General features: G+C 62.8%; 22 protein-coding genes. 9 read left to right on the top strand and 13 right to left on the bottom strand.

Annotated features, from left to right (window positions below):
- Positions 1–208: 208 nt before the first annotated feature.
- The 3 genes from CSE6_RS14080 to CSE6_RS26090 form a co-directional block, all read right to left on the bottom strand.
- Entirely contained in the window at positions 209–2,038 is a 1,830-nt protein-coding gene (locus CSE6_RS14080; protein ID WP_059440783.1) for a sensor domain-containing diguanylate cyclase, read from the bottom strand.
- 362 nt (positions 2,039–2,400) lie between these two features.
- Positions 2,401–3,117 carry a hypothetical protein gene (locus CSE6_RS14075; RefSeq protein ID WP_059440782.1) on the bottom strand — a complete coding sequence of 239 codons (717 nt, stop codon included), beginning with the start codon at positions 3,115–3,117 and terminating at the stop codon, positions 2,401–2,403.
- A 73-nt stretch (positions 3,118–3,190) separates the two neighbouring features.
- Positions 3,191–3,343 (bottom strand): hypothetical protein, encoded by a 153-nt coding sequence (locus tag CSE6_RS26090; RefSeq protein ID WP_156507025.1) that lies wholly within the window; start codon positions 3,341–3,343, stop codon positions 3,191–3,193.
- Between CSE6_RS26090 and CSE6_RS14070 the strand changes: the two genes are divergently transcribed.
- The 4 genes from CSE6_RS14070 to CSE6_RS14055 all read left to right on the top strand — a co-directional run bounded on the left by CSE6_RS14070 (position 3,330) and on the right by CSE6_RS14055 (position 8,063).
- A complete protein-coding gene (locus tag CSE6_RS14070; RefSeq protein ID WP_059440781.1) occupies positions 3,330–3,632 on the top strand; it encodes a DUF3164 family protein in 303 nt (100 codons plus the stop codon). The genes CSE6_RS26090 and CSE6_RS14070 overlap by 14 nt on opposite strands.
- Before the next feature lie 45 nt (positions 3,633–3,677).
- Positions 3,678–5,045 (top strand): sigma-70 family RNA polymerase sigma factor, encoded by a 1,368-nt coding sequence (locus tag CSE6_RS14065; RefSeq protein ID WP_059440780.1) that lies wholly within the window; start codon positions 3,678–3,680, stop codon positions 5,043–5,045.
- A gap of 118 nt (positions 5,046–5,163) precedes the next feature.
- Positions 5,164–7,566, top strand: a complete 2,403-nt coding sequence (locus CSE6_RS14060) for a TonB-dependent siderophore receptor (protein ID WP_152668582.1) — start codon at positions 5,164–5,166, stop codon at positions 7,564–7,566.
- Positions 7,567–7,730: 164 nt separating this feature from the next.
- On the top strand, positions 7,731–8,063 hold the full coding sequence (locus CSE6_RS14055; RefSeq protein WP_059440779.1) for a DUF3649 domain-containing protein: 333 nt from the start codon (positions 7,731–7,733) through the stop codon (positions 8,061–8,063).
- A gap of 299 nt (positions 8,064–8,362) precedes the next feature.
- On the opposite strand, the gene CSE6_RS14050 is transcribed toward CSE6_RS14055, so the two are convergent.
- The 6 genes from CSE6_RS14050 to mfd form a co-directional block, all read right to left on the bottom strand.
- The gene (locus CSE6_RS14050) at positions 8,363–8,884 is read right to left on the bottom strand and encodes a hypothetical protein (RefSeq protein ID WP_054074056.1); all 522 of its coding nucleotides are present in this window, start codon (positions 8,882–8,884) and stop codon (positions 8,363–8,365) included.
- Positions 8,885–9,198: 314 nt separating this feature from the next.
- On the bottom strand, positions 9,199–9,756 hold the full coding sequence (locus tag CSE6_RS14045) for an NADPH-dependent FMN reductase (protein ID WP_059440778.1): 558 nt from the start codon (positions 9,754–9,756) through the stop codon (positions 9,199–9,201).
- Between the two features lie 143 nt (positions 9,757–9,899).
- A complete protein-coding gene (serB, locus tag CSE6_RS14040; RefSeq protein WP_059440777.1) occupies positions 9,900–10,613 on the bottom strand; it encodes a phosphoserine phosphatase SerB in 714 nt (237 codons plus the stop codon).
- 154 nt (positions 10,614–10,767) lie between these two features.
- Complete coding sequence (locus CSE6_RS14035) at positions 10,768–11,796, bottom strand: tripartite tricarboxylate transporter substrate binding protein (RefSeq protein WP_059440776.1); 1,029 nt, start codon at positions 11,794–11,796, stop codon at positions 10,768–10,770.
- A 181-nt stretch (positions 11,797–11,977) separates the two neighbouring features.
- Positions 11,978–12,649: a hypothetical protein gene (locus CSE6_RS14030; RefSeq protein ID WP_059440775.1), complete on the bottom strand. Its 672-nt coding sequence runs from the start codon at positions 12,647–12,649 to the stop codon at positions 11,978–11,980.
- Positions 12,650–12,739: 90 nt separating this feature from the next.
- The gene (gene mfd, locus CSE6_RS14025; RefSeq protein WP_059440774.1) at positions 12,740–16,231 is read right to left on the bottom strand and encodes a transcription-repair coupling factor; all 3,492 of its coding nucleotides are present in this window, start codon (positions 16,229–16,231) and stop codon (positions 12,740–12,742) included.
- A 278-nt stretch (positions 16,232–16,509) separates the two neighbouring features.
- On the opposite strand from mfd, the gene ispD reads away from it, so the two are divergent.
- Together ispD and ispF are read left to right on the top strand one after the other, a co-directional pair.
- Positions 16,510–17,277 (top strand): 2-C-methyl-D-erythritol 4-phosphate cytidylyltransferase, encoded by a 768-nt coding sequence (gene ispD / locus CSE6_RS14020; RefSeq protein ID WP_059440773.1) that lies wholly within the window; start codon positions 16,510–16,512, stop codon positions 17,275–17,277.
- A 122-nt stretch (positions 17,278–17,399) separates the two neighbouring features.
- Complete coding sequence (ispF, locus tag CSE6_RS14015) at positions 17,400–17,882, top strand: 2-C-methyl-D-erythritol 2,4-cyclodiphosphate synthase (RefSeq protein ID WP_003070287.1); 483 nt, start codon at positions 17,400–17,402, stop codon at positions 17,880–17,882.
- Positions 17,883–17,916: 34 nt separating this feature from the next.
- Here the strand turns inward: ispF and CSE6_RS14010 are convergent, their stop codons facing one another.
- The 3 genes from CSE6_RS14010 to ompR form a co-directional block, all read right to left on the bottom strand.
- Positions 17,917–18,312, bottom strand: a complete 396-nt coding sequence (locus tag CSE6_RS14010) for a GFA family protein (RefSeq protein ID WP_059440772.1) — start codon at positions 18,310–18,312, stop codon at positions 17,917–17,919.
- A 60-nt stretch (positions 18,313–18,372) separates the two neighbouring features.
- Positions 18,373–19,875 carry a sensor histidine kinase gene (locus CSE6_RS14005; RefSeq protein ID WP_012838069.1) on the bottom strand — a complete coding sequence of 501 codons (1,503 nt, stop codon included), beginning with the start codon at positions 19,873–19,875 and terminating at the stop codon, positions 18,373–18,375.
- Positions 19,876–20,063: 188 nt separating this feature from the next.
- Entirely contained in the window at positions 20,064–20,795 is a 732-nt protein-coding gene (gene ompR / locus CSE6_RS14000; protein WP_003055820.1) for a two-component system response regulator OmpR, read from the bottom strand.
- A 313-nt stretch (positions 20,796–21,108) separates the two neighbouring features.
- Between ompR and CSE6_RS13995 the strand changes: the two genes are divergently transcribed.
- Complete coding sequence (locus tag CSE6_RS13995; RefSeq protein WP_034351922.1) at positions 21,109–21,858, top strand: SIMPL domain-containing protein; 750 nt, start codon at positions 21,109–21,111, stop codon at positions 21,856–21,858.
- A 144-nt stretch (positions 21,859–22,002) separates the two neighbouring features.
- Here CSE6_RS13995 and CSE6_RS13990 read toward each other — a convergent pair whose 3' ends face one another.
- Entirely contained in the window at positions 22,003–22,785 is a 783-nt protein-coding gene (locus CSE6_RS13990; RefSeq protein ID WP_034352209.1) for a 3-hydroxybutyrate dehydrogenase, read from the bottom strand.
- Positions 22,786–22,861: 76 nt separating this feature from the next.
- Between CSE6_RS13990 and CSE6_RS13985 the strand changes: the two genes are divergently transcribed.
- The gene (locus tag CSE6_RS13985) at positions 22,862–23,878 is read left to right on the top strand and encodes an alpha/beta fold hydrolase (RefSeq protein ID WP_174447046.1); all 1,017 of its coding nucleotides are present in this window, start codon (positions 22,862–22,864) and stop codon (positions 23,876–23,878) included.
- Entirely contained in the window at positions 23,875–26,106 is a 2,232-nt protein-coding gene (locus CSE6_RS13980; protein WP_034351924.1) for a bifunctional (p)ppGpp synthetase/guanosine-3',5'-bis(diphosphate) 3'-pyrophosphohydrolase, read from the top strand. Before CSE6_RS13985 ends, CSE6_RS13980 begins: the two co-directional genes overlap by 4 nt.
- The last annotated feature ends 51 nt before the right edge of the window (positions 26,107–26,157 follow it).

The following is a 26,157-nucleotide window of genomic DNA, read 5'->3' as shown; positions in this document are numbered from 1 at the left end:
GGCTGCGGTCGGCCAGATGAAATATGAGACAGGCGGGCCCGCAAAAGCCCTGGCAGCTTGCCTTTGGCCGGAAGCAGGTGGCTGGCCCTTGGGCTTGGCTGACTGCGGCCAGGCCGCGAGTCTCCAAAATACCCTGCTTTGGTCCTGAAGGCGTTGTCGATCCTAGGCTCTGGACATATGCAGATACAGCTGGTCGCAGGGGGCGGCCTCAAGCCTCGGAGTCCTGCGAGAGGTCTGAATGCTGAACAATGCGTCCCTTGCCTGCATGTTTGGCCGAGTACATGGCCTCGTCCGCACTCTGCATCAGGTTGGCCGAGGAACTACCTGCGGTGCTGATGGAGATACCTATGCTGCTGCCGACTTGCACCATCGCTCCACCATTCAGTGCAATGGGCTGGCGCACGGCTTCCATGCAGCGCTTCATGACAGACATGGCCTCACCGGGAGTGTGCAAGCCCGATAGCAGCACCACGAACTCATCGCCGCCCAGACGGGCAACGCAGTCGCCGGCACGGGCCTGGGCCGTCAGTCGGGCAGCTACCACACGTAAAACCTCATCGCCTGCGTCGTGACCCTGGGTATCGTTGACCTGTTTGAAACCATCCAGGTCCATGAAGCACACGGCAAGCATCTGGCCGTCTGCCAGCTCCTGGTTCAGCGTTTCCTCAAGTGCTCGGCGGTTCGCCAGACCCGTCAGAGCGTCGTGGTTGGCAAGGTGATTGGCGGCTTGTTCGCCTCGTTTGAGGGCGTCGATGTCTACCAGAATCCACAGCGACTCTTCGGCATTCAGCAGTGTGCCGGATGCATCCACCCACAAAAGCTTGCCCTCGGCATTCTGCACCTGGAACTGAGCGTGAAATTTGCCCCGAGCCAGCAAAGAACCATAGGCTTTTTCACCGATACGCCTGTAGGAGGCTTCGTCCGGGTAAAGCATGCGCGTGGATGCGCCCTGCAGTGCAGCTGCTGGCTGCTTGAGCAGACGGCGCATGGCGGGGTTGGTCCAGACGATCTTGCGCTCGCGCAGGCGAGCCATGCCGATCAGGTCGTTGTTGATGACCAGCTCCTGCTCTTTGCGGATGCGGCGTTCACGCTGCTGCAGCCGGTACAGGGCTACCGAACCCAAAGCAATCAGGGCAATGCACAAGCCGGCGAGACCCCATGCACGCCAGGCGGAGGCGCGCCACATGGCCATATAGGCTTCCGTACCCAGCCCGGTAAACACCGTCAAAGGATATCCGGGCAGCCGATGGTAGGCCGTGATGCGCTCCACGCCATCGATCAGGGTCGGTGTGATGTACCAGCCTTCCTCGCTGTTGCGGCTGATGGCCTGGTGATATTCGGACGAGACAGCGGCCTTGCCGATACCTGCGTCGGCATCCTGGCTTGCAGCCGGATAGCGCGCTACCAGCAGTGCCTGATCGGTGCGCAATGCCATGGCGCTGCTGGCGCCGAACGACTGGCGCTGGAATAGCTGGTGAAAATGTTCGGCCGCGACAATGGCATAGACGATGCCCTGGAACTGGCCGCCCTCGGCCTGAAGACGCCTTGCCAGCACGATAGACCATTTTCCGAAGGAGTGGCTGATCAGAGGCTCGGACACCACCATTCGGTCCGTTTCTCGGGCTTGAGCGAAATAGGCGCGTTCCGCCACTGAAAACGGCACATCAATTTCGCTGGGAGTGATGAGTACCTCGCCAGCACTGTCTGTAATGCGCAGGGCGGTGACAAAAGGAATCAGGGCACGTTGTTCCTGAAGCATTTCGTACAAGGCAAAGTTGGCAGCGGAAAGTCCGTCAAGGCTGCGCGCTCGGTAACGACTGGCGATCGATGACAGAGCGTTGTCCACCAGTCGCACCTCTGCAGCCAGCTCCAAGCTCAGGCTGCGCGCTTGGTGCCTGGTGACGGCTACTCCCAGGTCCATGTCCGCGCGGTAATTGGCATGCACGCCAAGCCACGTGGCAAAGCACAGCAAGGCCGCTACCAGCAGGTTGCCGAGCACGATGCGATGCAAAAGCTTGTGAGAGCGAAAGCTTGTCATCTTGATTCTTGAGGTCCTTGAATACCAACCTGGGTCGGAAACGGCTCGGTTCCGGACATTTGCATCAACCACCTGCCGAGTAAAGCATCGCAGAGCTCAACAGCGCAATAGTCTTGCAATCATCCAACAGGTGTCGGGAGGTGGCTGCGAGCATTCGCCCGAGAGGGGCGCCGCCTGCGCGAATGGCCAGAAGTGGAGCTCCAGACTCCGATATATTCTTGGTGTGTGATTGTGCAGGGCCGAGCCCTTTCTGAAGCGCGGCGCGATAACTTGGCTTGCCGGGGTGTGATAACTGCACTGATTCAGCGTTTCAACTGAAGCAAACGAATTTCAAACATAGGACCGGCCAGCAAGCTTGTCCCTTAAGCTATCTCTCCAGCTTCACGCCACAGCTGCTCTATTCGTGGCCCCAGGATTCCCATCAGACTGCTATCGAATGGCCAACTTGAGCCGAGAGAAAAGCTGGCTGCTTGAAGCTGGTTCTGAATATTTCCGAGAGGAATGGTTATTTCTTCTTGCAGGTGCCGGTGACGAGTCTTGAGATCCTTCTTGCCTTCAAAATGAAATGAGTACCTTGACCAGGTGTGCTCCTTTTCTAGGGCCAGGATCTCTTCTACGACCAAATGAAGAGGTGCAGGAACAGTGCCTAGCTGTAGCGCTCTAGACATTTCAACCAGGTCTTCAAGCAGCTTGCGAAGGTCATGCGATCTCTCCGAGTGTCTGATGTGGTCTTCAGTTGGAAATACGGAAGACGTCGGGTGACCTAGCTTCTTTTGATAGCTCTGAACCTCAATACCAAGCTGCAATGGAGCCTTAATCATCAGTTCCGCAGCATGGCGCTGAAGGAAAAAGATCGGTATTCCATGATGATCCAATCGGTTGTCACTCTGAGCAGCCCTCAAAAGAGTATTGGCTGCAAGCAGGTAGGACTGAGCATAGTCCGGGCTGCGAAAGCCTCCAATCCGTGCAATAACAGCAGCCTGGTCACTCTTTGCTTGCTCAGGTGATTTACCCCAGGTCAGGACACCAGCAGGTTCATCTGGGCCAGGAAGATAGATCGCCTCAGGAAATTGCGCCATGGGTACTCCTTAGAACAAGTCCGCAGGCTCTACCTCTCTGTTTTAACTATAGATGACCAGGTCGCCCGTCTTTTTATCGGGTCACCGTCCACTCCTGAGCTTGAAGGCTGTTCTTGCCATTGAGCTGGCTGTCTAACACCACCCGCAATGACGTGAAGGGGCCGCCGTTGGCCGCTTCATCGGCTGCACTGTAGAGCTGGCTGGTGCCGGTGATGCTGGACCACATCAAGGCTCGTGGCCCGCAGAACCTCGACCAGCTGCGCCCGGTGACGGGCGAACTGATTCGTCTGCACCAGGAGCTGACCGAGTTCAAGAAGGACACGCTGGGCGAAGTAGCCGACCTGGTCAAGATCGCAGGCGAGCGCTATGACGTGATTCTGGGCGGCAAGAAGGGCAATGTGTCCATCAGCAGCTATGACGGAAAGTACAAGGTGCAGCGCTCGATCGCAGAGCCGGCAATCTCCTGCGTTCCATATGCGCTGCACATTCTGAGCGCAAAAGCCTGGGTGAAATGATGACGTTGAGAATGATTCCTATTTATATAGCTATGATCCAGCTCTATGGATATGACAGCCTCCTTCACCCGCGCGCTGCTCTCGGGCTTCGAGCGGGCCTATGCGGACCTGTTGCGCGCCGCCACGCGAAGCACGGGCTGCCGCGAGGAGGCCGGCGATGCCGTGCACGACGCCTGGCTGAGGCTGGCCGAGCATGCGCAGGCTGCTCAGGCTGAACAGGCCGGGCCCGCCGACAGCAGCGGCGCTGCCCCGGGGCCGCGCGATGCGACCGCCTATCTGGCCGTCATGGCGCAGAACATGGTCCTGGATGCGCACCGCCGCCGCCAGCGCCATGGGCGCTACCTGGACGCCGAGGCCGTGCGCGAGCAAATGGCTCCCAGCCATGCGCCCGACGTGGCCGAGTCCGTCATGTACCGTCAGGCGCTGTCGGCGCTGGAAGCCGCACTGGCCGCACTGCCCGAGCGCAGCCGCAAGGCCTTTGTGGCTCACCGCGTGCATGGCGTGCGCCAGGCAGAGATCGCGGCGCGCCTGGGCGTGTCGCTGAACACGGTGGAGCGTGACCTGATCCAGGCGAATGCCTGCATCGAGGATGCGCTGCATCGCTGGCGCGGCAGCAGCCCGGCCGACGCGCAGCGTGCGGGCCATGGGGGGCGGCGCCGCAGCCTGGGCACCTTGCTGGGACTGGCGGGTGTGGGGCTGGGCGGCGCTGCCGCCTGGCAGCAGTGGCTGCTGTACCACCAGACCCATGTGCAGTGGCAGGCCAGCTGGAGCAGCGCACGCGGCCAGCAGGTGCGCCATGGCTTGCCCGACGGCTCGAGCCTGCTGCTGGATGCGGCCAGCAGTGCCCGGGTGCAGTATTTCTCGGTGCGGCGCGTGGTCACGCTCGCCCAGGGGGCGGCCTTCTTCGAGGTGGCCCGCGACGAGCAGAGGCCTTTCATGGTCGAGGCCGCTGGCGTGCGGGTGACCGTGCTGGGCACGCGCTTTGGCGTGGACATCGAGGAGGGCGGCCAGAGCGGACAGCGGGTTTCCGTGCAGGTGGCTTCCGGCCGGGTGCAGGTGCAGACGCTTGGCGCGGATGCCCGGTCCTGGCAGACGCATGAGCTGGGCGCGGGCCAGGGGCTGCGCCTGGAGAGAGGCGCAGCGGTGCGCACGCAGGCTGCATCCGGGGATGCGGCGGCCTGGCGCCATGGCGAGCTGGTGTTTGCCGACACCACGTTGGGCGAGGCGCTGCAGCGGCTGGGGCGCTATGCGTCTTTTGAGCTGCAGGCTACCCCCGAGGCCGCGCGCCTTCCTTTGAGCGGGCGCGTGCGCATCGCCCAGGCCCATGCATGGGTCAGGGCCTTGCCGCGGGCCTTGCCCGTACAGGTGCGCCAGCAGCCCGGCGGCGGCCTGCTGCTGGCACTGGCTCCGTGAGCGGCTCCGCAACTGGTGCGGTGAACGGGCCAGGTTTTTTTCAGGGTGTTTGCCGTGCCATACGTCAAGACAGTGATCTCCGGGTATTGACCTCATCACTGACTCAAGGACGACTTGTATGCATCCGCTTCTCCCCCATTTCCGTCTCCATCCATTGGCCCGCGCCGCCATCTGCCTGGGTCTGGCCATGCCGCTGCAGGCCGCCTGGGCCCAGGCGCCAGCGCAGGCCGTGCCTTTTGACATCGCGGCCCAGCCGCTGGGCGGTGCGCTGCACGAGCTGGCGCGCCAGGCCGGCCTGCAGCTGGCTCTCGATCTGGCGCTGGTGCAGGGCCGGCAGGCGCCCGCAGTACAAGGCCACCGCGATGTGGGCGCGGCACTGGAGTCGCTGCTGCGCGGCAGCGGCCTGCAAGGGCATGTGGAGCAGGGCATGCTCACCGTACAGCTCGTGCCAGCGGCCACGGGCACGGAGCCGTCCACGCTGGCCGAGGTGAAGGTGGTGGCCAACCAGCTTGGCGAGATCACAGAAGGCTCGGGTCTGTACACGCCGGGGGCCATTGCCACAGCCACGCGGCTGGTGCTGACGCCGCGGGAGACGCCGCAGTCGGTGAGCGTGGTCACGCGCCAGAAGATGGACGACTTCCAGCTCAACTCCATTGACGAGGTGATGGAGCACACGCCCGGGGTGAGCGTGGTCACCTACGACAGCGAGCGCACGGTCTATTACGCGCGCGGTTTTGCCATCAACAATTTCCAGTACGACGGCATTCCCATGCTGCGCGACTCGGGCTATTCGGCGGGCAACACGCTCAGCGACACCTCCATCTACGACCGCGTCGAGGTGCTCAAGGGCGCCACCGGCCTGCTCACGGGCAGTGGCGACCCGGGCGCCACCATCAATCTGGTGCGCAAGAAGCCCACGCGCGAGTTCCAGGGTCATGCGACGCTGGGCGCGGGAAGCTGGGGCAGCTACCGAGGAGAGCTGGACCTGAGCGGCGCGCTCAACGAGGCGGGCAGCGTGCGCGGCCGGGTCATGGCGGCGCGCCAGGGCCGGCACACGCAGCTGGACCATTACAGCCGCGATGCCTCGGTGTTCTACGGCATCCTAGAAGCCGACCTGGGGCCGCGCACGCTGCTGACCCTGGGCGCGGACTTCCAGGACAACAAGCCCAGGGGCTCGACCTGGGGCGGCATACCGCTGCTCAATGCCAACGGGGACTTCAACGACATGCCGCGCTCGTTCAACAACGGTGCGCGCTGGAGCCGCTGGGAGCAGTACACCCGTACCGCCTTCGCCACGCTGGAGCACAGTTTCGACAGCGGCTGGGTGGCCAAGCTGCAGCTGAACCGGCAGATCAACGGCTATGACGCCAACCTGGGCTCGGCGGCTGCGGGCTTTCCCAATCCCGCCGACGGCTCGGGCGTCAGCATGTGGGCGGGGCAGTACATAGGCCGCACCACCAGCAATGCGGCCGATTTCTATGTCAGCGGCCCGTTCCGGCTGGGCGGGCGCGAGCATGAACTGGTGCTGGGCGGCAGCCTGACCAATCGACACTGGAAGAACCGCGGCTGGTGGGATACCGGCAGCTACGACAAGACGGTGGACAACTACTACCTCTGGAGAGGTGATGTGGCCGCTCCGGCCTGGGGAGCGATGCCGGATTTCACCAACGACGAGACCACGCGTGAGCGCGGCCTGTATGCGACCGCACGCTGGAATCTGCGCGACGATCTGAAGCTGATCACTGGTGGGCGCTGGTCCAATTACACCAACCGCGCCGAGCAGATGAGGGAGTCGGGCGTGTTCGTGCCCTATGTGGGGGCCGTGTACGACTTCGACGACACCTATTCGGCCTATGCCAGCTATTCGGGCATCTTCAAGCCTCAGTCCGCCCAGGACGAACAGGGGCACACGCTGGCACCGCTGCAGGGCAAGAACTACGAGCTGGGCGTCAAGGCCGCCTTCCTGGACGGCAAGCTCAATGCCTCGGCCGCGGTGTTCCAGCTGGAGCAGGACAACTACGCCCTGGAAACCGGCGGCGTGACCCCCACGGGCGCCACGGCCTACCGTGCGGTTCAGGGCGTGAAGACGCGCGGCTACGAGTTCGAGGTCTCGGGCCAGCTCACCCCGGCCTGGCAGCTGCAGGCGGGCTTTTCGCACGGTGTGGCGCGACAGCAGAGCGAACGCGTGTCCACGCTCACGCCAGTCAACCAGTTCAGCTTCTACAGCAGCTACCGGCTGGGCGGCAGCCTCAGCGGCCTGACCTTGGGCGGCGGCGCGCGCTGGCAGGACAAGACCTGGGGCGACATCTCCACGCCCGCCGGCGGCACCGCCACACATACCGTCAAGGGCTACTGGATCGTGGATGCCATGGCTCGCTACGAGTTCAGCAAGCAGCTGTCGGCGTCGCTGTCCGTCAAGAACCTACTGGACAAGCGCTACTACACCATCTTCAACTGGTACAACACCTACACATGGGGGGCTCCGCGCAGCGTCAGCGTGAGCATGACCTACAAGTTCTGAGCCTTGGGACTGGCCGCTCCGGCGCATGGCGCCGGGCACCTGCTGCATCGCGGGGTGACCCTTTTGGGGTTTTCGTTTGTCATACAGGAAGAGAGGGCGCATGCGCCCGCTCCATCCCAGGAAAACCCGATAGCTACCCAGGTCACCATCCCGATCCTCCTTTCATGATTCCATCCAACGCCGCCCCTGCGGGCGCTTACCTTCTTTCACGGCTGCAGGCGGCCGTTGCCGGCGGCTATCTGCTGGCTAGCGCCCTGGCCGTATTTCTTGCCACAGTCTTGCCTGCATCGCGTGCCGAGGCGGTGCTGGCCGGCATGCAGTGGAGTTTTGCGCTGCATGTGCTGGCCGTGATCTGGCCGTTTTCGCCGGTGTCGCACGGCCGGGTGTGGCTGGGCCTGCTGCTGCTGGCTGCATTCTTGGTGCGGCGGCTCTGGCTTGGGTCTGGCGCGTGTGACAAGGATCTGGCGGCCCATCATCGCCAGGTGCCGAGCGGATGACGCTTGATGCGTGCGTGTCCTTCGGTGTCCTGCCGAGCTTCGCGTAATCGGCAGGGGCCGTGTGCCAGCCTCATGGGTCCACAGGCCTGGGCATGCCCTGCTGCCGTGTATGGTCTGCGTTGCAGACCTTGTCTGTTGCCAGGAATGCACCGTAGCTGGCAGCTTACGGTGGCTGGAAACACCCGGAGGCTCGCAAAAAGGAATGAAAAAAGGGATGCAGAGCGCATCCCTTTTCGAATGAGGTCGGCAGGTCTGAATTCCTGGCCGGCCTGTATTGAAGCCCGGTTGCGGGCTGATGATTACTTGGCGGCCGCGCGTGCGGCTTCCGCCTTGGCCTTGGCTTCGTCCAGCTTCTTTTGCAGAGCGGCGGCTTCCGCTTCAGCCTTCTTGGCCTCTTCTTCCTTGGCCTTCTTGGCTTCGGCTTCCTTGTCGCCGCCACCCATGGCGCCGGCAATGGCATTGCCAGCCATGGTGCCGGCTACGGCGCCGACAGCTGCGCCGGCCATGGTGCCCATCATGCCGGAGCCACGAGCAGCAGGAGCCGCTGCAGCTGCGGGAGCAGCCGCAGGAGCTGCCGCTGCGGCGGGGGCTGCGGGTGTGGCAGGCGCAGCAGCCTTGGGCGCGGCGGCCGCAGGAGCTACGGGTGCGGGCTGAGCGGGCGCCTTGCTGCCGATGCTGGCAGGGCGAACGGACTTGCTGCTGCCCATGCGCTTGGCCTGAGCCAGGGAAGGCACGGTCAGCGATGCGATGGCGATGGCAATCACGGAGGCAGCAGCACGGTACGAAGTCTTCACGAAATGGTTTCCAGTCATGGTTGTCATAGATGGCCGCCTGCTTCTCAAGGGTGCAGGCAACCAGCGAGCCTTGCGACGCTTGTCGCATCAGGTTTGCTTGCTATGGTATTTAAAGTCAATGGTTGGATTTTCAAGGTGCTGAACTGAAACTGTCCGTAAAAGGACAGGGCTCAGAGCCTGGCGGCCGGATGTTGTGTGATGTATGAGGCCGCACGCTATTGTAGGAACACTCTGCATGCGCAAAAGTTCCAGCAGTCTTCAATGCAGGGAAATAGTCATGAAGTGCCCTGCAGCGCTTGGTGCGTGAGCGGGGCATGCTATCGAATCGGAGGAAGACTGGTTTAGCGCTTCTGGTGCAACTGCACCCAGTCGAGAAAGCGTGTCATGTACTTGACGAGGAAGTCATGGCTGCCCTGGCCGATCTTGCCGTCGGCGTCAAGCAGCGTGTCGGACCAGCGCACAAAGCCCTCGGGCTGGGGCAGGGTGGGCATGTCCAGCGACACCAGCACATTGCGCAGGTGCTGCTGGGCCATGGCCGTGGCGGCTGCGCCGGGCGAGCTGCCGATCACGGCGGCCGGCAGTCCTGCCCAGACGGACTGGCCATAGGGACGGCTCAGGCCATCGAGCACGTTCTTGAGCGATGCGGGGATGGAGCGGTTGTATTCGGGCGTCACGAACAGAACGCCGTTGCAGGTGCGAATCAGGGGCTTGAGGTCGTCGAAGGGCTTGAAATCGGGGGTGTTGTCGAAGTCGCGGTTGTAGACCGGCAGGCGGCTGATATCGATGAATTCGAAATCGGCCTTGTCCTGCATGAGTGCGGCCAGGCCCTGGCCGAGTTGGCGGTTGATGGACTGCTTGCTGAGGCTGCCCACGATGACGGCGATTTTGAGTTGGCTCATGCTCTGACCTTTCGACCGGGTTGAGGAAGATGCATGGCACTTTAGCAAAGCCGCAGAGAAATGCCGCGCCTCAGCGCACGCAAAAAAGCCGCAGTCCCCGGGAGCAGGGACAGCGGCTTGATGCTGGGCGAATCTGTCTCAGACTAGCGGAGCACTTCCAGCAGGCGATCCAGGCCGCCTTCGTTGATGGCGACCTTGGCCTCGTTGCGCACGCGCGGCTTGGCGTGGAAGGCCACAGACAGACCGGCCGCCTGCATCATGGGAATGTCGTTGCTGCCATCGCCCACGGCAATGCACTGGCTGGCATCGATGCCGATCAGCGAAGCCACTTCCAGCAAGGTGCGGCGCTTTTCCGCACCGTCGCAGATATCGCCCCAGGCCTGCTCGACCAGGCCTCCGGTCAGTGCATCGTCCTTGATCTCCAGCACATTGGCGCGCACAAAGTCGATATCCAGCAGGCCGCGCACATGCTCGGCAAAGTAGGTGAAACCGCCCGAGACCAGCAGCACCTTCAGGCCCGCGGCCTTGGCGGCCCTGACCAGGGTTTCTGCGCCCGGCGAGAGTTTCAGGCGTTCGGCCAGAACGCGGGCCATGTCGGCCTCGGTCACTCCGACCAGCTTGCCTACGCGCTGGCGCAGGCTGTCCTTGAAGTCGGTGATTTCGCCGCGCATGGTGGCTTCTGTGATGGCTGCCACTTCGGCCTTCTTGCCCGTGGCGTCGGCGATCTCGTCGATGCACTCGATGGTGATCAGCGTCGAGTCCATATCAAAGGCGATGAGCTTGTAGTCCGCCAGCTTCTGGGGGGCGGTAAAGCCGCGGATCATCAGGCCGGGAGCGAATTCGGTGGCGTCGGTCATTGCGAGTCGTGCGAATGAGGGGGTAGCAGAAAGGGGAATGGCGGAGATCGGGTCTGCGCCATTCCTCAAGATGGCCGCCATTATCCGCTGTTGTGGCGGGCTTCGGCTGGCCATTCCCCTCTGAGTCTGCCTCTGGTGCAGCTTTGGGCGGCGCCTACTGCGGCTGAATGCCGGCGGCCTTGATCAGCTCGGCATGCAGTCTGATGTCCTGGGCCACGGTCTGCCTGAGCTGCTCTGGCGTCGATGGCGCGACTTCCATGCCGTTTTCACCCAGCTTGGTCTTGATCTCGCTGTCCAGGGCAACGCGCACGGCGCGGTTGAGCTTGTCGATCACGGGCTGCGGCGTCTTAGCCGGGGCGAACAGGCCGACCCAGGCCGAGAGATTGAGGTCGGCAAAACCGCCTTCCGCCATGGTCGGGGTGTTGGGCAGCATGGCCGCGCGCCTGGGCGCCATCAGAGCAAGGGCATGCAGTTTGCCGGCCTGGATATGGGGCAGGGCTTCGGGCAGGACGGCGAACAACATGTCCACATTGCCTGCCAGCGTATCGTTGACGGCTGGCGCACCGCCTTTGTAGGGCACGTGCAGCATCTTGGCCTGGGTGCGCGTCTCGAACATCAGCGCGGCCAGATGCTGGGGGCTGCCGTCGCCGGAGGAGGCAAAGGTCAGCTTGCCCGGTGCGGCCTTGGCTGCCGCCACCACGGCAGCCACGCTGGGGAATTTCTGTCTGTCCTTGACCACCAGCACCATGGGCTGGTTCACCAGCTTGCTGATGGGCGCGAAGTCGGCCTCGGGGTCATAGGGCAGGGATTTGAAAATGCTCTTGTTGGTGGTCAGGAATGAGGCCGGCGAGACCATCAGCGTATAGCCGTCCGGGGCAGAACGTGCCACGGCCGGCGTGCCGATCTGGCCCGAGGCACCGGCGCGGTTGTCCACCACAAAAGGCTGCTTGAGTTCGCTGGCCAGCTTTTGACTCACGACTCGGGCAATCATGTCGGCGCTGCCTCCAGCGGGCAGGGCGACTATGACCTTGACCGCGCGCTCGGGATAGACGTCCTGTGCCTGTGCCTGCGCCGTGGCGGCAAAGCCCGCCGCCAGCGCGCAGGCCAGTGCGGGGCGGGTCACGGCATGAGCGGCATGGCGAATATGGCTGTGAACAATGTTGCGAACGGGTTGGAGCAGCATGCGATCCCTCTTTCATCAAGATATGCACCGCCTTGGTGACGGCAGCGGTGCGGTAGCCCGATGATGAGCAAGCCTTGTGCCAAATGCCTTGGCGTTTAGCCGGATGGGAAAGATGCGGTTTGCGCAGTTGCCGGGAAAGTGGCAGAGCTGAAGTGGTAGAGCACGATGCGCCTCGACGGCCTCAGCTTTCAGGATTGCCTGGCGGCTGCAGATATATGGCATCCGACCAGGTGGCCACCCAGTGCGGGCGAAAGACTACGAATACCGCCGTCAGCATGCCGGTGGTCACGCCATCGGCCCAGGCCATGAGCCAGCGCGCCATGCGCGAGAGGTCTTCGTTGACATTGGGCAGCACATGGCCTGCCCATTGGCCGACCAGAGACGCGACAAAAAGACACAGAACTGTGCCCAAAAAACCGCGCAAAAGAATGAATACAAAAATGTTGTGCCAGCACCAGCGGCGCACTGCCACACCCCAGAGCATTGCCAGCGTGGCCGGCACCAGACCTTGCCAGACCACCATGCCAAGGGCTTCTTCCAGCCCCAAGGCAGGAGCCAGTGCAAAAGCTATGGCGCCAACCGAGAGCAGCACGGGAACTGCAAGCGGCCAGCCTATCAAAAGTACGACCAGCGGTGCACCAGACCAGCGCAGCTGCAGCGGCATCTGGTGCAGCGCAGGCAGCGCCCAGACCCAGGGCAGCAGCACCACAATGGCCAGCAGCGGTGTGGTCAGAGGCGACAGCACCGGGTCATGCATGCCGCTTGGGCTGGCCCGGCTGCCCAGCATGCGCCAGGGGCGGCAGAGCAGGGCCAGCAACAGGGCCAGCAGGGCGATGGCGGCTTCAAGAAACATGGCGGCTCGGAAATTCAGGTTCCGCCGCCATCTTGCACCGTCTGCATCGGACTGGGCTCAATAGCCCTGCTGGCTTTGTCAGCAGCCTTGTCAGGCATGAACAGCTGTTTCGCTCTTGAGCGGCTGGCCCAGGCTGCGCAGCACATCGCGCACCATCTGGGCACGGTCCTTGGGGTTCTCCAGCTCTTTTTCGATGCGCAGCTTTTCGTTGCCCGCCAGCTTGATGTGCTTGTTCTTCTGGATCAGGTGAATGATGTTCATGGGGTCGATCGGCGGCTGGGGCTTGAAGCTGATGTTGATCACGCCGGGGGCGGCATCGACCTTGACCACGCCATAGGGCTGGCTGAGCACGCGCAGGCGGTGCACGTCGATCAGGGTCTGCGCCTGGGGCGGCAGCTTGCCGAAACGGTCCACGATTTCCTCGAGCAGGGTATCGATCTGATCGGCCGTCTTGGCCGTGGCCAGCTTTTTGTAGAACGACAGGCGCAGATGCACGTCGCCGCAGTAGTCGTTGGGCAAAAGTGCGGGGGCGTGCAGATTGATATCGGTGGATGCCGACAGCGGCGAGAGCAGATCGGGCTCCTTGCCGGCTTTGAGGCTGCGCACAGCTTCGGACAGCATCTCGTTATAGAGCTGAAAGCCCACTTCCATCATATTGCCGCTCTGGTTTTCGCCCAGCACCTCGCCGGCGCCACGGATTTCCAGGTCATGCATGGCCAGATAGAAGCCCGAGCCCAGCTCCTCCATCTGCTGGATGGCCTCCAGCCGCTGCTGGGCCTGCTTGGTCAGGCCGTCCAGGTCCGGCACCATCAGATAGGCATAGGCCTGATGGTGGCTGCGTCCCACGCGGCCACGCAGCTGGTGCAACTGCGCCAGCCCGAATTTGTCGGCGCGGCTGATGAGAATGGTGTTGGCCGATGGCACGTCGATGCCGGTCTCGATGATGGTCGAGCACAGCAATATGTTGTAGCGCTGGGCCACGAAATCGCGCATCACACGCTCCAGCTCGCGCTCGGGCATCTGGCCGTGGGCCACGGCGATGCGTGCCTCGGGCAGGATTTCCTCCAGCTTTTGCTTGCGGTTCTCTATGGTCTCGACCTCGTTGTGCAGGAAGTAGATCTGTCCGCCCCGCTTGAGCTCGCGCAGCACGGCTTCGCGAATCACGCCCGTGCCCTCGTTGCGCACAAAGGTCTTGATGGCCAGACGCCGCTGCGGCGCCGTGGCAATCACGGACAGGTCGCGCAGCCCCTCCAGCGCCATGCCCATGGTGCGCGGAATCGGGGTGGCCGTCAGCGTCAGCACATCGACCTCGGCACGCATGGCCTTCATGGCCTCCTTGTGGCGTACGCCAAAGCGGTGTTCCTCGTCGATGATGAGCAGGCCCAGGTTCTTGAACTGCGTGGATTCGGACAGCAGCTTGTGCGTGCCGACCACGATATCCACCGTACCGTCCGAGATGCCCTTGATGGCCGCCGTGATCTCCTTGCCCGAGCGGAAGCGCGACACCTCGGCCACCTTGATCGGCCATTTGGAGAAGCGGTCCACCAGGGTCTGGTAATGCTGCTCGGCCAGAAGCGTGGTGGGGGCGAGGAAGGCGACCTGCTTGCCGCCCATGGCCGCCACAAAGGCCGCACGCAGCGCGACCTCGGTCTTGCCGAAGCCCACATCGCCACAGACCAGGCGGTCCATGGGCTGAGGGCTGATCATGTCCTGCACCACGGCGTGGATGGCGGCGCGCTGGTCGGCCGTTTCCTCGAAGCCGAAGTCGGCCACAAACTGCTCGTAGTCGGCCGTGGGGAAGCGGAAGGCATGGCCCTGGCGCGCGGCGCGGCGGGCATAGATATTGAGCAACTCGGCGGCCGAGTCGCGCACCTGCTCGGCGGCCTTGCGCTTGGCTTTTTCCCATTGCGTGCCGCCCAGCTTGTGCAGCGGCGCATCGTCGGGCGAGACGCCGGTGTAGCGGCTGATCAGGTGCAGCTGGCTGACGGGTACATAGAGCACGGCATCGGCCGCATATTCCAGATGCAGAAATTCCTGCAGCGCGGGCGTGCCGTCCGGGTTCTTCTGGCCCATGTCCATATTGATCAGCCCGCGATAGCGGCCTATGCCGTGGTCGGCATGAACGATGGGGTCGCCCACCTTGAGCTCGGACAGGTCCTTGATCAGGGCCTCCACATCGCTGACCTGCTCCTGGCGGCGGCGACGGCGGCCTGTGGGGCTGCTGGCAAACAGCTCGGTTTCGGTGACGAAGTCCAGGCCTTCCTCGACCCAGGCAAAGCCCGTCATCAGGCTGGAGGTGGCAATGCCGACCTTTTCCGTGGCATCGGCCTGGAACTCGGCCAGCGAATCGAACACGGGCGGGTTGACACCCGAGGCACGGAAAAAGTCGAGCAGGCTCTCGCGCCTGCCATCGGATTCGGCCAGAAGCAAGACCCGGCTTGCGCTGGATGCTATATGTTTTTGCAGCTTGGCCAGCGGGTCATCGGCTCCGCGCAGCACGGAAAGGTCTTCGAGCTTCTGGAAGATGGCGCTGTCGGCCACATCTTCGGTGCCCGGGCGCAAGGCCAGCTGGGCATGCTCCTTGCTGCGGGTATAGAACTGGTCGGCGCTGAGAAACAGCGTCTCGGGCGGCAGCGCCGGGTGGTCGGGGTCGCCCTGCACCAGGCGGTAGCGGTCCTTGGTATCCTGCCAGAAGCGCTGGAAGGCCGGCTCCAGATCCCCATGCAGCACCACGGTGGCCTCATCGCCCAGGTAGTCAAAGACCGTGGCCGTCTCGTCAAAGAACAGCGGCAGGTAGTACTCGATGCCGGCCGTGGCAATGCCGGCACCCATGTCTTTGTAGATGCGGCTGCGCGTGGGGTCGCCTTCTAGCAGCTCGCGCCAGCGGCTGCGGAACTTGGCGCGCGCCTCTTCGTCCATAGGGAATTCGCGGCCTGGCAGCAGGCGCACTTCGGGTACGGGGTAGAGGCTGCGTTGCGTGTCGGGGTCGAAAGTGCGGATGGAGTCGATCTCGTCGTCGAACAGATCCACGCGGTAAGGCTGGAGCGAGCCCATGGGGAACAGATCGATCAGGCCGCCGCGCACCGCGTATTCGCCATGGCTGACCACTTGGGACACATGCTGGTAGCCCGCCAGCGTGAGCTGGGCCTTGAGCTTGGCTTCGTCCAGCTTCTGGCCCTGCTTGAATTCAAAGGTATAGCCCGCCAGAAACGAGGGCGGGGCCAGGCGATAGAGGGCCGTGGTGGCGGGCACGATGACCACATCGGCGCCATGCTGCTTGTCGCGCTGGTTGATGCGCCACAGTGTGGCCAGGCGCTCGCTGATCAGATCCTGGTGCGGCGAGAAGCTGTCGTAGGGCAGGGTTTCCCAGTCGGGAAACAATGCACAGCGCAGCTCGGGGGCGAAGAAGGCCATCTCTTCCATGAGACGGTGGGCGTCGGCGGCATCGGCCGTGACGATGGCAGTGACCCGGCCGTCTTGCTTTTCGCGCTCGCCTAGCCTGGCCAGCAGCAGCGCGTCGGCGCTGCCAATTGGACGGGGCAGGTGAAAGCGTTTACCGGGGGTGAGCTTGGGCAGTTGCATGGTTTTTCACAGACGAGCGCAGGCAGCGGCGCGCAGGCGCGGGCTGGATGCAAAAAAAAACGGGGACAGATTGAAAGCGGGCGAGCCCGGCCATCAAAGGCAGGGCTCACAGCCCAATCAGCGCGGAGCTGATGGTTGGCGGCGCATTCACTCAAAATGGGGACACCTCAAGGCGATGCAAGCCGAAAGCAGGTCGTCGATGGATCTAACGGGCTTTCGGACGAAATGGTGATTTTAAAATACTGTGCATGACAGATCGGTTTTTCTCGCCTGAGTCCATGACGGACGACAAGGCAAACGCTGCGGCGGCTTCATCGCCTGCATCTGCGCCCCGCTGCTGGGGGCTGATTCCCTGCGCGGGCGTCGGTCTGCGCGCCATTGCCGCAGACTCCTCGGCCCCCGAGCTGCCCAAGCAATACCAGATGGTTGCCGGCCAGCCCATGGTCATGCACACGCTGGACGCCATGTTGGCGGTGCAGCGCATCCACCGTGTGCTGCTGGTGGTCTCTGCTTCCGATGGCTTCTGGCAGGAGCGCGCCACGGACGCCCGGCTCGGCATTGCTGCCTGTGGCGGAGCCACCCGTGCCGAGACCGTGAGCAACGGCCTGCAGGAGTTGCTGCGCATGGGAGCCAGCGCCGAGGACTGGGTGCTGGTGCATGACGCGGCGCGCTGTCTGGTCGCATCGGCGCAGGTCAATGCCTTGATCGATGCCTGCCTGCCCGATGCCGTGGGGGGGCTGCTGGCGCTGAAGCTGCCCGACACCCTCAAGCAGCAGGCCGCAGGCGCGGGTCCGGCGCGTGTGGCGCAGACGGTGGAGCGCAGCGACAAATGGCTGGCTCAGACGCCGCAGATGTTCCGTATCGCAGCCTTGCTGGCTGCGCTGCAGGCGGCGGGCGCTGCCGTGACCGATGAAGCCAGCGCCATGGAACTGGCCGGTCACTCACCGAGACTGGTGCCGGGCGGTGCGCAGAACTTCAAGGTGACCTATCCCGACGACTTCGCGCTGGCCGAGGCCGTGCTGCTGCAGCGCAAGGCGCGTGGCTAGACGGATTCGCCATCGACAGGGCTTGGCGACGGGCAAGTCCGTGTCCAAGACGGATTGGCACAGATAGTATTTAATTTGATAGCTGCTTGCGCTTTATGAGCAAGGGTTTGACAAGGATTTTTATGAATTTTCGTATTGGTGAAGGCTGGGATGTACACGCCCTGGTTCCAGGGCGCAAGCTGATTCTCGGCGGTGTCGAAGTGCCTCATAGCCTGGGGCTGCTCGGCCATTCTGATGCCGACGTGCTGCTGCACGCGATCACCGATGCCCTGTTCGGCGCCGCGGCGCTGGGCGATATCGGCCGCCATTTCTCGGACACCGACGCGCAGTTCAAGGGGGCGGACTCTGCCGTGCTGCTGGCCGAGGCTGCCAGGCGCGTGCGCGCCAAGGGCTTCGAGATCGGCAATATCGACAGCACCATCGTGGCTCAGGCGCCCAAGCTGGCACCCCATATCGAGAAGATGCGCGAGCGTATTGCCCAGGTGCTGGAACTGGATGTGGAGCAGGTCAACGTCAAGGCCAAGACGGCCGAGAAGCTGGGGCCTGTGGGTCAGCAGCAGGCCATGGAGGCTCGTGCCGTGGCCTTGCTGGTACGGACAGCCTAGCCTCGTTCGGCGCAATGGCCGCGGTAAAAACCGGTCATGAATCGCCGTAGAGGGCTTGCACCTCGGCCCCGGTCAGGGTCGGGGTGTCGTTGGCCAGCGCGTAGTAGCCGGGCTTCTCGTCGATATAGATCTGCTGCGCCAGTTTCAGTCCCTGGGCGTCCTGAAACAGCCCGGCAGACAGAAAATGCTCGTTGCTTGCCAGCAGGCGGTAGAAGAGGTGGGTGCCGCAGCTGCTGCAGAAGGCGCGCTCCGCCCAGGGTGAGGAGGCATAGCGCGTGACGGGGCCGCTGGTCTGCACCGCCGTGCCGCCATGCAGGGTGAAGGCCGGGCCTTCTCCCCAGCGCCGGCACATGCTGCAGTGGCAGACATGAACTTCGTGGGTGTCGGGCGCGGTGACGAGAACGGCTTTGCACAGGCATCGGGCTTGCATGGTGAACTCTCCGGCAGATGGTTGAAAGGCGATGCCGATTGTGCATGGAGGCGGGCCGATTCAGTCTTCCACGGTCTCATCGTCTTTCTTGTCGCGCGGCAGATTGCGCTTGACCTGGGGGCGCTGCAGGCGCTGCTCGGGCGCTGCACCGGCCGTCACACCCATGGCGCGCTGCAGTTGCAGATGGGCGACCAGGCCGCCCGTCGACGAATTGGACAGGGCGAACATGCCGCCCATGCGCTGCACCGTCTTGTCCACGATGGACAGACCCAGGCCTGCGCCTGCGGCAGCCGTGCGCGCCGTGTCGCCGCGGAAGAAGGGCTGGGTCAGATTGGCCAGTTGCTCGGCCGGCACGCCCTTGCCATGGTCGCGGATGCGGATGACCACCCATTTTTCGCTTTCCTTGGCAACCACATCCACCTCGGTCGTGTCGGTCGATGGGGTCTTGCCATAGCGGCGTGCATTCTCGAAGAGGTTGGAGATGACGCGCGCCAGCTCCACCTCATCGGCCATGACGTAGAGGTCTTCGGGCACGTTCATGGTGATTTGCAGCTCACGGTGGTCCTGCACGGCATAGACGCAGGAGGCAACCACGGCGTGCAGATCCACGGGGCTGAGCATGACGCGATGATCGGGGCGGGCGTAATCCAGGAATTTGTCGATGGTGGCGTCCAGTTGAACGATGTCGGCCACCATGTGCTCGCGCGCCACATCGTCATAGACGCTCATCTCGGTTTCCAGACGCAGCCGCGCCAGCGGCGTGCGCAGGTCGTGGGAGATGCCGGCCAGCATCACGGCGCGGTCCTGCTCCAGCTTGGCCAGCTTCTGCGCCATGCGGTTGAAGCCGATATTGACTTCGCGGATTTCGCTGGTCACGGCTTCCTCGTCGAGCTGGCTGGCGTCGAAGTCGCCCTCCCGCACGCGATTGGCTGCATAGGACAGTTGTTTGAGTGGCCGGTTGATCAGGCGGGCGATGGCGGCCGCACCGATGAGCGAGAGCAGGGCGGCCGTGATCAGCCAGATCAGCCAGGTCTGGCCGCTGGCGGGAGTGAAGCGCGACTGGTCCATCAGCATCCAGTTGCGGTCGCCGTTGATGGTGAAGCCAACCCACAGGCCGGGCTCTCCGTTGACGCTGCGCGCCACCACGGTGCCGTAGCCCAGGCGGGTGGTCAGCTCCTCGGTCAGCTTCTGGCCAAGGGCGTTTTGCTCCAGCAGCTCGAAGGAGTCGCCGGGCTCGCGGGGCAGAATGCGCACGCCTTCCTGGTCGGCCATGGTCTTGATCAGGGAGACGCGGTTGATCGCATCCGAATGCTCGAGGGCAGCGCGGCTCAGATTGACCAAAGAGGCCACTTGCTTGGCCGTTTGCAGCGTGCGCGGCTCGAAATCCAGTGCCCGCAGTGTCTGGAGCCAGGCCAGAATGCTGCCCACCAGCAGCAGGGCCAGCAGGCAGAAAGTACGCCAGAACAGGTTCAGCCCCACAGGAGAGCGAGCTGTGCTGCGCCGCTCGTACTCCAGAGGTACGGGGCTGGTGGCGTCGGGCGGCGGATGGTGAAAAGCGCTCATGAACAGCAATGCGGAAATAACTGGACCCGAGGGTACGCCCAATATGGGCGACGCGGGTTACGGTTTGTCCAAAAAGTGTCTATCTACTGGTGGTTGTTGAAAGAGCTTGACTTATGGGCCTTATGGACCGGTACCCAAGCGCAACAAGCCGCGCAGCGGGCGGCTTGTTGCGATGGAGGCGGGCAGAATCAGTTCATGCCATCGGGTACGAACACATAGCCCACGCCCCAGACGGTCTGGATATAGCGTGGTGCGGCAGCGTCTTCCTCGATCAGCTTGCGCAGGCGGGAAACCTGCACGTCCAGGCTGCGGTCGAACGGCTCGAATTCGCGGCCACGGGCCAGCAGGGCCAGTTTTTCGCGCGACAGAGGCTGGCGCGGGTGGCGCACCAGGGCCTTGAGCATGGCGAATTCGCCGGTGGTGAGTGGCAACTCCTCGCCATTCTTTTGCAGCACGCGAGTGCCCAGGTCGAAGGTGAAGGGGCCAAAGGTCACCACCTCGTTGTCGCCTGAAGGCGCGCCCGGTGCTTCCTGAGGCGGACGGCGGCGCAGCACGGCATGGATGCGGGCCAGCAGCTCGCGGGGGTTGAAGGGCTTGCCCAGATAGTCGTCGGCGCCCACTTCCAGGCCCACGATGCGGTCCACATCCTCGCCCTTGGCGGTCAGCATGATGATGGGAGTGCGGTCGTTGGCGGAGCGCAGGCGGCGGCAGATGGACAGGCCATCCTCGCCGGGCATCATCAGATCCAGCACGATCAGGTCGACAGTCTCGCGCAGCAGGATGCGGTTGAGCGCCTTGCCGTCCTCGGCAATCATGATCTCGAAGCCTTCCTGCGTCAGATAGCGGCGCAGCAGGTCGCGGATGCGTGCATCGTCATCCACCACGAGGATCTTGTCAGTACGGTTGTTCGTCGTTGCCATGATCGTCCTTGTCGATTTATTTGTAACTGGCCCATTGTTATCGCTAGATCAAAAAAATCCAGCAAAACAAGGTCAAGTCTTGCTACTTGTTACGATTGTTGCGTTTATTAATGGAACAATAAATGTTTCATGAGGAACTTTTCAAGAGTATTTTGCACTATTGTTTCAGTGTTTGTTCTGTTGGTGTGTCGAATGTGGAGTATTCGTACATAAAGTCACACTCTGGGCTGACATGCTGCGCTGCAGCGACTTTGCGCAATGGTGAAATGCATGTGTATCTGCATGGCCTGATTTACTTACAAGGGTGAACCGCATGAATCAATTTTCCAAGTCTTCCTCTTCCTCTCGCGCCGCGGCTGCCGCACTTGCGCTGGCTGCGGCCTGCGCTGGCGGCAATGTATGGGCCCAGGGCGCCGCGCGTGACATGCATAGACCTGCCAATGTGGTGCAGCTGTCGGCTCAGGGAACCGTGGAGGTCAAGCAGGACTGGATGACGGCAACCCTGTCGGCCAGCAAGGATGGCCGCGATGCCGCGTCCGTTCAGTCCCAGCTGCAAAAGATCGTGGAGTCCGCCATGACCACGCTGCGTAACGATGCGCAAGGTCGGCAGATGGAATTGAGCACCGGTAATTTCTCCATCTCGCCGCGTTATGGCAACAATGGCAAGATCGAAGGCTGGCAGGGCCAAGCAGAGATCGTGCTGCAGGGGCGCGACTTCGTGCGCATCACTCAGGCAGCGGCCAAGGTGCAGGACATGACGTTGGCCAGCATGAGCTTCGGCCTCTCGCGCGAAGCACGGGAAAAGGTGGAGGGCGAAGCCCAGGCCAAGGCGATCGAGAGCTTCCGCCAGCGTGCTGCGGCCATCTCCAAGAGCTTCGGTTTTGCGGGCTACAGCCTGCGCGAGGTCAATGTGAGCAGCAGCGGCGGCGGCGGGCATCCCATGCCTCGCCCGCGCATGATGAGCATGGCCAAGGCCAGCTATGCGGATGCCGCACCCGTTCCGGTGGAGGCGGATCGCACCGAGGTGACGGTCAGCGTCGGTGGCTCGATTCAGATGCAGTGATCGGATCCGCGCGGCGTGTATAAAAAAGGAGCAGCTTGCGCTGCTCCTTTTTGATTTTCATCATGATTTGATGCTGAATATGTTTTCTGGCAAGCGCTAGATGCTATCTAATTGATAGACGCATGCGCTGGAGCCGAGCGGCTTTTATTGTGCGGCCCAGCCGCCGTCCATATTCCATGCCACGCCGCGCACATTGTTGGCCGCGGCCGAGCAGAAGAAGACGGCCAGCTCGCCTAGCTCTTCGGGCGTGGTGAACTGCATCGAAGGCTCTTTCTCTCCCAGCAGTTGCTTGGTGGCGTCTTCATTGCTGATGCCTTGGGCGGCAGCCTTCGCGTCCACCTGCTTTTGTACCAGCGGCGTGAGCACCCAGCCGGGGCAGATGGCGTTGCAGGTCACGCCGGTGGTGGCGTTTTCCAGCGCCGTTACCTTGGTCAGGCCGACGATGCCGTGCTTGGCGGCGACATAGGCCGATTTTTCGGCCGAGCCGACCAGGCCGTGCACCGAAGCCACATTGATGATGCGGCCCCAGTTGGCCTGCTGCATGGCGGGCAGGGCCAGGCGCGTGGTGTGGAAGGCGCTGCTCAGGTTGATGGCGAGGATGGCATCCCACTTCTCCACGGGGAAGTCCTGCACCTTGGCCACATGCTGAATGCCGGCGTTGTTGACCAGGATGTCGACGCGGCCGAATTCGGCGGCGGCGTATTTCATCATGGCTTCAATGTCGGTGGCCTTGCTCATGTCCGCTCCGTGGTAGCCGACTTCGATACCGGCTGCTTTGCCGGCATCAAGCACCTGGGCACGTGGTGCTTCGACATCGCCAAAGCCGTTGAGCACGATATTGGCACCCTGGCGTGCCAAAGCGATTGCGATACCTAGGCCGATTCCGCTGGTCGATCCCGTCACGAGAGCGGTTTTGCCTTTCAACATGGACATACAAGGTCTCCGAATGAATTACGATGCGACGACAGCCATTATCGGCCCCGGTCTTGAAAACGCGTTCTCCATGAATCAACCTACGCTGAATTACGTATCGTGTCCCGGAGCCTCTGCAACGGCTCCCACCTGGGCCAGTGCTCAGCGCCGCCAACAGGTCGAGGCTCAGCCCGAGGGAACGCACCGCATGGCGTACTGGGAATGGAACCATACCGGCAATCCAAGACATCCTCATGTCATCGTCTGCGTGCACGGCCTCTCACGCCAGGGGCGGGACTTTGATGTGCTGGCCGCCGAGCTCAGCCGCTTTGCCCGCGTGATCTGCCCCGATGTGGTGGGGCGCGGCGAAAGCGACTGGCTGGCCGACCCCATGGGTTATCAGCTGCCGCTGTATGCGGCCGATATGTTGGCGCTGCTGGCCCAGTTGCATGCTCAGGCACCGATTGAAACCCTGGACTGGGTCGGTACCAGCATGGGTGGCTTGATCGGGATGGGTGTCGTGGGGCAGCCCGGTCTGCCGCTGCCGGTGCCTGTTCGGCGACTGGTGCTCAACGACGTAGGGCCGGCGATTGAATGGGAGTCGCTGGAACGAATCGGCTCCTACGTCGGGAAAGGCTTGCAATTTCCCAACTTTGAGAGCGCTGCTGCTGCCATGCGCTTGATTTCCGAGGGATTCGGCCCACATAGCGATGAGCAATGGAGCCGGCTCTCGCAAGCCATGATCAAGCCAGATGCCCAAGGGGGTGTGGTGCTGCATTACGACCCCCGTATTGCAATGCCCATGGCACAGATGACGCGCGAGACTGCTCAGGCCGGTGAGGCCTTGCTCTGGCAGCTTTACGACCAGATCAAGGCACAGGTATTGCTTATCAGAGGGGCCGAGTCCGATCTGCTTTCCAGCCGTACCGCCAAGGCCATGACCGAGCGTGGCCCCAGGGCGCATTGCACGGAACTGCAGGGCGTGGGACATGCTCCAACGCTGGTAGTGCCGGGGCAAGTGGCGTTGATACAAAAGTTTTTACAAGGGGATAAGGGTTTGCCTGCGAACATCAGTCTTGCGCAGCAGGCCCAAGAGGAAGCTGCATGAAGACCAGCGATACCGTAACCACAGTTTCTGACGCCGCACCCAAGCTCACGGAGCCGACGCCGCATCTGATTACCGCCACATCCGAGGTTTTGCCCGATCAAGTCAATGCGCTGGTGCGCGCCCGTGCCTTTGCAGAACCTCTGATTGCCGGCGAAGTCATGGAGACCGGTGAAAACACCCTGACCCATGCCGACGCCGTTGCCGCCATCCTCAAGAAAATCGGTGGCTCGGAAACCATGCAGGCGGCCATTTATCTGGTGCATGCCAGCGTGCACCTGAACAAGCCGCAGGAAGTGATTGCCAAGGCGTTTGGCGATAATTTTGCGACCTTGGCGGTCGAAACCATCAAACTCATCCGGGTGCAGCAGCAGGCGCGAGACGCCGAGCTGAGCAGCCAGCATGTCGATGGCGTGGCCACCCAGACCGAGAACGTGCGCAAGATGCTGCTGGGCTTCTCGCGCGATCTGCGCGTGGTGCTGCTGCGCCTGGCGTCGCGCCTGCAGACGCTGCGCTACTACGCGGCCGAGAAGAGCCCGGTTTCACCCAGCATCGCGCGCGAAGCGCTCTATGTCTTTGCGCCGCTGGCCAACCGACTGGGAATCTGGCAGATCAAATGGGAGCTCGAAGATCTGGCTTTCCGTTTTCTGGAGCCCGATACCTATCGCCAGATCGCGCGTCTGCTTGACGAAAAGCGTGTCGAGCGCGAAGCCTATATGGAGCAGATGCGTGCGCGGCTCGAGGCCGACTTGCGCGCCCACAGCATCAGCGCCTCGGTTCAGGGGCGTCCCAAGCATATATACAGCATCGTCAAGAAGATGCGCGGCAAGTCGCTGAGCTTTGACCAGCTGTTCGATATCCGTGCCATGCGCGTCATCGTGCCTACGGTCAAGGACTGCTATGCAGCCCTGTCCTGGGTGCATGAGCAATTCACACCGCTGGAAAAGGAGTTCGACGACTACATCGCCAAACCCAAGCCCAACGGTTATCAGTCTCTGCACACGGTGGTGCGCGATGAAACCGGGCGCACCATAGAGATCCAGATCCGCACCCAGGCCATGCACGACCATGCCGAGCATGGCGTGGCCGCGCACTGGGCTTACAAGGAAGCCGGCACCAAGGGCTATGCGGGCGTGTCTGCGTCCAGCGAATATGACGCCAAGATCGCCGTGCTGCGCCAGTTGCTGGCCTGGGGCAGCGACCTGACGGGCTCGGCCCAGCGTGGTCTGTTTGAAGATCGCATCTATGTGCTGACTCCCGATGCGGCCGTGATCGAGCTGCCGCAAGGGGCCACGCCGGTGGACTTCGCCTACTCGGTGCACACCAGCCTGGGCCATCGTTGCCGTGGTGCGCGTGTGGACGGGGCCATGGTGCCGCTGAACACCGCTCTGGAAAGTGGCCAGACGGTAGAGATCAACACGGCCAAGGAAGACCGCCCCTCCCGCGACTGGCTGAATGCCGAGCTGGGTTATCTGGTCAGCAACCGTGCCAAGGCCAAGGTGCGCGCCTGGTTCAATGCCCAGGCCACGCACGAAACCGTCTCGCGCGGGCGCGAGGCCGTTGAAAAGCTGCTACAGCGCGAAGGCAAGACGGCGATCAAGCTTGAAGAGCTGGCTGCACAGCTGGGCTTCAAGTCTGCCGATGCACTGTTTGAAGTCGTGGGCAAGGACGAGTATTCACTGCGCAATATCGAAGTCGTGCTGCGTCCCAGTGAAGAAACGCCAGAGGAAGATGCATTCACGCCGGTGCGCAAGGCGCGCGGCCATGACTCTTCGCGCGGCGGGGTGCTGGTGGTGGGCGTCGATTCGCTCATGACCCAGCTCGCCAAATGCTGCAAGCCGGCTCCTCCGGACGAGATCGGCGGCTTTGTGACCCGTGGCAAGGGCGTGAGCGTTCACCGCTGCGATTGCTCGAATTTCCGCGAGATGATGGCCAAGAGCCCGGAGCGTGTCATCGAGGTCGACTGGGGCACCCCCAAGCATGTGGACAAGGGTGGACCGGTTTACCCTGTGGACGTTGCGGTGGAGGCGGCCGACCGTCAAGGCTTGCTGCGCGATATCTCGGACGTGTTTGCACGCGAGAAGACCAATGTCATCGGAGTGCAGACCCAGTCCGTCAAGGGGACGGCATGGATGACGTTCACGGTGGAAGTGGCAGATTCGGGTCGCCTCAACAAGGTACTTGGCATCGTCGCCAGTGTCTCCGGCGTTCGCTCGGCCAGAAGGCGCTGATGTAAGTCCCGATTGCGCCTGACAGTGCTCGATGACAAGAAAATGTTAGCT

Origin of the sequence: Comamonas sp. E6, from assembly GCF_001010305.1 — a bacterium.
GTDB lineage: Bacteria > Pseudomonadota > Gammaproteobacteria > Burkholderiales > Burkholderiaceae_C > Comamonas > Comamonas thiooxydans.
The sequence above is the reverse complement of the archived record's forward strand: the minus strand, read 5'-3'. Positions and strand labels throughout refer to the sequence as shown.

Bases quoted from the DNA above. Each gene is read 5' to 3' on its own strand.
- CSE6_RS13990 (WP_034352209.1), bottom strand. From the start codon at position 22,785: ATGTTGAAAGGCAAAACCGCTCTCGTGACGGGATCGACCAGCGGAATC.
- CSE6_RS14060 (WP_152668582.1), top strand. From the start codon at position 5,164: ATGCATCCGCTTCTCCCCCATTTCCGTCTCCATCCATTGGCCCGCGCC.
- mfd (WP_059440774.1), bottom strand. From the start codon at position 16,231: ATGCAACTGCCCAAGCTCACCCCCGGTAAACGCTTTCACCTGCCCCGT.
- CSE6_RS14050 (WP_054074056.1), bottom strand. From the start codon at position 8,884: ATGACAACCATGACTGGAAACCATTTCGTGAAGACTTCGTACCGTGCT.
- CSE6_RS14030 (WP_059440775.1), bottom strand. From the start codon at position 12,649: ATGTTTCTTGAAGCCGCCATCGCCCTGCTGGCCCTGTTGCTGGCCCTG.
- CSE6_RS14010 (WP_059440772.1), bottom strand. From the start codon at position 18,312: ATGCAAGCCCGATGCCTGTGCAAAGCCGTTCTCGTCACCGCGCCCGAC.
- CSE6_RS14065 (WP_059440780.1), top strand. From the start codon at position 3,678: ATGGATATGACAGCCTCCTTCACCCGCGCGCTGCTCTCGGGCTTCGAG.
- CSE6_RS14080 (WP_059440783.1), bottom strand. From the start codon at position 2,038: ATGACAAGCTTTCGCTCTCACAAGCTTTTGCATCGCATCGTGCTCGGC.
- CSE6_RS14005 (WP_012838069.1), bottom strand. From the start codon at position 19,875: ATGAGCGCTTTTCACCATCCGCCGCCCGACGCCACCAGCCCCGTACCT.
- ispD (WP_059440773.1), top strand. From the start codon at position 16,510: ATGACGGACGACAAGGCAAACGCTGCGGCGGCTTCATCGCCTGCATCT.
- serB (WP_059440777.1), bottom strand. From the start codon at position 10,613: ATGACCGACGCCACCGAATTCGCTCCCGGCCTGATGATCCGCGGCTTT.
- CSE6_RS26090 (WP_156507025.1), bottom strand. From the start codon at position 3,343: ATGTGGTCCAGCATCACCGGCACCAGCCAGCTCTACAGTGCAGCCGAT.
- CSE6_RS14075 (WP_059440782.1), bottom strand. From the start codon at position 3,117: ATGGCGCAATTTCCTGAGGCGATCTATCTTCCTGGCCCAGATGAACCT.
- ispF (WP_003070287.1), top strand. From the start codon at position 17,400: ATGAATTTTCGTATTGGTGAAGGCTGGGATGTACACGCCCTGGTTCCA.
- ompR (WP_003055820.1), bottom strand. From the start codon at position 20,795: ATGGCAACGACGAACAACCGTACTGACAAGATCCTCGTGGTGGATGAC.
- CSE6_RS14035 (WP_059440776.1), bottom strand. From the start codon at position 11,796: ATGCTGCTCCAACCCGTTCGCAACATTGTTCACAGCCATATTCGCCAT.
- CSE6_RS14070 (WP_059440781.1), top strand. From the start codon at position 3,330: ATGCTGGACCACATCAAGGCTCGTGGCCCGCAGAACCTCGACCAGCTG.
- CSE6_RS13995 (WP_034351922.1), top strand. From the start codon at position 21,109: ATGAATCAATTTTCCAAGTCTTCCTCTTCCTCTCGCGCCGCGGCTGCC.
- CSE6_RS14055 (WP_059440779.1), top strand. From the start codon at position 7,731: ATGATTCCATCCAACGCCGCCCCTGCGGGCGCTTACCTTCTTTCACGG.
- CSE6_RS13980 (WP_034351924.1), top strand. From the start codon at position 23,875: ATGAAGACCAGCGATACCGTAACCACAGTTTCTGACGCCGCACCCAAG.
- CSE6_RS14045 (WP_059440778.1), bottom strand. From the start codon at position 9,756: ATGAGCCAACTCAAAATCGCCGTCATCGTGGGCAGCCTCAGCAAGCAG.
- CSE6_RS13985 (WP_174447046.1), top strand. From the start codon at position 22,862: ATGAATCAACCTACGCTGAATTACGTATCGTGTCCCGGAGCCTCTGCA.